2 protein-coding genes and 1 pseudogene are annotated in these 3,804 nt (G+C 62.0%); 1 reads left to right on the top strand and 2 read right to left on the bottom strand.

Translation table 11 applies throughout. The features are described 5' to 3' along the window. Positions 1-96 precede the first annotated feature (96 nt). Both LVD08_RS28225 and LVD08_RS28220 read right to left on the bottom strand, forming a co-directional pair. Positions 97-861 carry a methyl-accepting chemotaxis protein gene (locus LVD08_RS28225; protein WP_371917866.1) on the bottom strand — a complete coding sequence of 255 codons (765 nt, stop codon included), beginning with the start codon at positions 859-861 and terminating at the stop codon, positions 97-99. Between the two features lie 93 nt (positions 862-954). Next, a pseudogene (locus tag LVD08_RS28220) lies at positions 955-1,986 on the bottom strand (HAMP domain-containing protein); the annotation flags it as partial. Between the two features lie 186 nt (positions 1,987-2,172). On the opposite strand from LVD08_RS28220, the gene LVD08_RS09240 reads away from it, so the two are divergent. Next, the gene (locus tag LVD08_RS09240; protein WP_247267981.1) at positions 2,173-3,660 is read left to right on the top strand and encodes a helicase HerA-like domain-containing protein; all 1,488 of its coding nucleotides are present in this window, start codon (positions 2,173-2,175) and stop codon (positions 3,658-3,660) included. Positions 3,661-3,804: the final 144 nt, after the last annotated feature.

The following is a 3,804-nucleotide window of genomic DNA, read 5'->3' as shown; positions in this document are numbered from 1 at the left end:
ACTCCCCCCCTGCGCCCCCGCGCCGGCGGGGCTCGGAGACCGCCAAAGATACGAGGTGGGGTGGGCCTTGCCCGCGAAGAGGCCAGTGGCTGCGCTTTAAATCCTGAAGCTGCCGACCAGCTGCTTCAGACGCGCAGCCTGCTGTTCCAGATCCGAACAGGCGCGCAAGGTCGCTTGCAGGTTCTCGACGCCTTCCTGGTTCAGCGTATTGATCTCGGTGATGTCGACGTTGATCGACTCGACCACCGCCGTCTGCTCCTCGGTCGCGGTCGCCACCGACTGGTTCATCCCGTCGATCTCGCCGATGCGCTGGGTCACGCTGTTGAGGCGTTCGCCGGCGAGGTTGGCGATTTCCACGCTGTCCTGGCTGTGGCGCTGGCTGTCGCTCATGGTGCTCACCGATTCACGGGCGCCGACCTGCAGCTCCTCGATCATGGTCTGCACCTGCTGCGCCGATTCCTGAGTGCGGTGCGCCAGGTTGCGCACTTCGTCGGCGACCACGGCAAAACCGCGTCCGGCTTCACCGGCACGGGCCGCTTCGATGGCGGCGTTGAGCGCCAGCAGGTTGGTCTGCTGGGAAATGCTAGTGATCACTTCGAGGATCTGCCCGATGTTCACGGTTTTGCTGTTCAGCGACTCGATGTTGGTGCTGGAGGCGCTGAGCATGCTCGACAGTTGATTCATCGCCTTGATGCTGCGATCCACCACTTGCTGGCCGTCTTCGGCGAGGCCGCGGGCGTCACTGGCCTGGTTCGAGGCTTGCGCGGCGTTGCGGGCAATTTCCTGGGCAGCGGCGCCCAGTTGATTGATCGCGGCGGCGACGCTGCTGGTGCGCGAGGCTTGCTGGTCGGAGTTGTACATCGACGAGTTGGACGCCGCGACCACGCGCAGCGCGACCTCGTTGACTTGCCCTGTGGCCGACGACACTTCGCGGATCGAACCGTGAATACGCTCGACGAAACGGTTGAATGCGGTACCCAGCACGCCAAACTCATCGTTATTGACGATGGTCAGGCGCTTGGTCAGATCGCCTTCGCCGTCGGCGATGTCTTCCATGGCGCGGGTCATTACGTGCAGCGGCTGGATCAGCAGGCGAATCAGCATGCCCAGCAACGCGATGATGATCACCACCGCAATCACCGTGGCAATCACCGCCGAGGTGCGGAACTCACTGAGCATCGAGAAGGCTTTGTCCTTGTCCACCGACAGCCCGATGTACCAGTTGACCGACGGCAGGCCTTTGATCGGCGCGAAGCTGACGATGCGGGTCTTGCCATCGACGGTGATTTCACTGAAGTCGCTGCTGATGCGCGGGGTGTCCTGCGGATAGGCTTCTTTCAGTGATTTCATCACCAGTGCCTTGTCCGGGTGCACGAGGATCTTGCCGTCGGCGCTGACCAGGAAGGCGTAGCCCATGCCGGAGAAGTCCCGGGCGGTGAGGGTGTCGACCAGGGTTTGCAGGCTCAGGTCGCCGCCCACCACGCCGACGCTCTGGCCGGCCTTTTTCGAGGCGGTGGCGATCGAGATGATCAACTGCCCGGTGGCGGCGTCGATGTACGGTTCGGTCAGGGTCGAGGCGCTGCTGCTCTCTGCCCCTTTATACCAAGGGCGCACCCGTGGATCGAAGCCGTCCGGCATCTTCACGTCCGGACGGATGGTGAAGTGACCGGTGGCATCGCCCAGGTAAGTGGCCATGAACGTCGAGGTCAGGGATTTCTGTTCCAGCAGGCTGGCGACGTTGGCCGGGTCCGGATTGATGGCAATATTCTGGGCGGCGTTCTCGACCAGCAGAATGCGCCCGTTGAGCCAGGTCTGGATGTTGTCGGCGGTGACTTCGCCCATCTCGTTGAGATAGTTGTTCAGGTCATCGCGGATCGCGTTGCGTTGCAGCCAGTCGTTGTACAGCGTGAACGAGGCGAAAGCGGCGATGACGATGAGGGCGGCGGCAAGCAAAATTTTATGGCTGAAGCGCAGGTTTTTGTTCATGGCTTGGGGTTCCGCTAAGGTCTTAATGTCCTGGGCGTGCTTTTATAAAGACGCGCAATATGGGCAAGGGTGAAACAAACTGATATTTCCGACTCTCCTTAGGGAAATGTCCGACCGACTTTTCAGTCAGGTTCTCGCCCTTATCTATCGGCCACAGCGGATTAAAGATTAACCATAGGTGACAAAATGCCTGACACATCGCAACTCGTTATCGGCGCCGATCTGGCGGGGCAACCGATTGCTCAGGCCATGCGCCTGGCCAACCGCCACGGGCTGATCGCCGGTGCGACCGGGACCGGCAAGACCGTGACTTTGCAACGCCTTGCCGAAGCATTCAGTGACGCCGGGGTCGCGGTGTTCGCCGCCGACATCAAGGGCGACCTGTGCGGCCTCGGTGCCGCCGGCAATCCGCAGGGCAAGGTCGCCGAGCGCATCGCCGGGATGCCCTGGCTCGACCACAAGCCGCAGGCTTATCCGGTGACGCTGTGGGACATTCACGGTGAATCCGGTCATCCGTTGCGCACGACTTTGAGTGAAATGGGCCCGCTGCTCATCGGCAGCCTGCTGGAGCTGACCGACAGCCAGCAGTCGGCGCTGTACGCAGCCTTTAAAGTGGCCGACCGCGAAGGTCTGTTGCTGCTGGATCTGAAAGACCTCAAGGCGCTGCTCAATCACCTCAAGGACAACCCGCAGTTGCTCGGCGAAGACGCCGCGCTGATGACCACCGGTTCCAGCCAGGCACTGTTGCGCCGGCTGGCGACCCTGGAGCAGCAGGGCGCTGAAGCGTTGTTCGGCGAACCGGCGCTGCAACTCGAAGACATTCTGCAACCGGCCGCCGATGGTCGTGGGCGGATTCATTTGCTCGATGCCAGCCGTCTGGTGCATGAGGCACCGAAGGTCTACGCGACGTTCCTGCTCTGGCTGCTGGCCGAGCTGTTCGAACAATTGCCGGAGCGCGGCGATGCCGACAAACCGCTGTTGGCGCTGTTCTTCGATGAAGCGCATTTGTTGTTCGGCGATACGCCCAAGGCGTTGCAGGAGCGTTTGGAGCAGGTGGTGCGGCTGATTCGCTCGAAAGGAGTGGGTGTGTATTTCGTCACCCAGTCGCCGGGCGACCTGCCGGATGACGTGCTCGCGCAACTTGGCCTGCGGATTCAGCACGGCTTGCGAGCGTTCACCGCCAAGGAACAGAAGTCCCTGCGGGCGGTGGCCGATGGTTTCCGGCCAAATCCGGCGTTCGACACCTTGTCGGTGCTGACTGAGCTGGGTATCGGTGAAGCACTGGTCGGGACGCTGCAGGAAAAAGGCACGCCGGAGATGGTCCAGCGGGTGCTGGTGGCGCCGCCACAGTCGCGGATCGGGCCGTTGAGCGAAACCGAACGCACGATGCTGATCGCCGGGTCGCCGTTCAAGGGTCGTTATGACAAACCGATCGATCGTGAGTCGGCGTATGAAATCCTGATGGGCCGCAAGGATCTGGCGCCGGAGGCGGATGCGCCCGCGGGTAAGCCGGCAGCCGAAGAGTCGAGCCTGGCTGATCGTGCCGGAGAGTTTCTGGGCACGGCGGCGGGGCAGGCGTTGAAGTCAGCCATGCGTCAGGCGGCCAACAATCTGGGTAAACAACTGGTGCGCGGCTTGATGGGGTCGTTGCTCGGTGGCAGCAAACGGCGTTGATCCAAACTGTGGGAGCGGGCTTGCTCGCGAAAGCGGTCTGCCAGTCAACAATAATGTTGCCTGAAAGGACGCCTTCGCGAGCAAGCCCGCTTGTGTCTGAGTAAGGGAATAAACTCTGGGGTGAGAGGGGTGGATGGCAAGCTG

Source organism: Pseudomonas sp. YL2 (genome assembly GCF_023063025.1).
GTDB classification, from domain to species: Bacteria; Pseudomonadota; Gammaproteobacteria; order Pseudomonadales; family Pseudomonadaceae; genus Aquipseudomonas; species Aquipseudomonas putida_A.
Note: the sequence above shows the minus strand (reverse complement) of the source record. Positions and strands in the feature narration are given on the sequence as shown.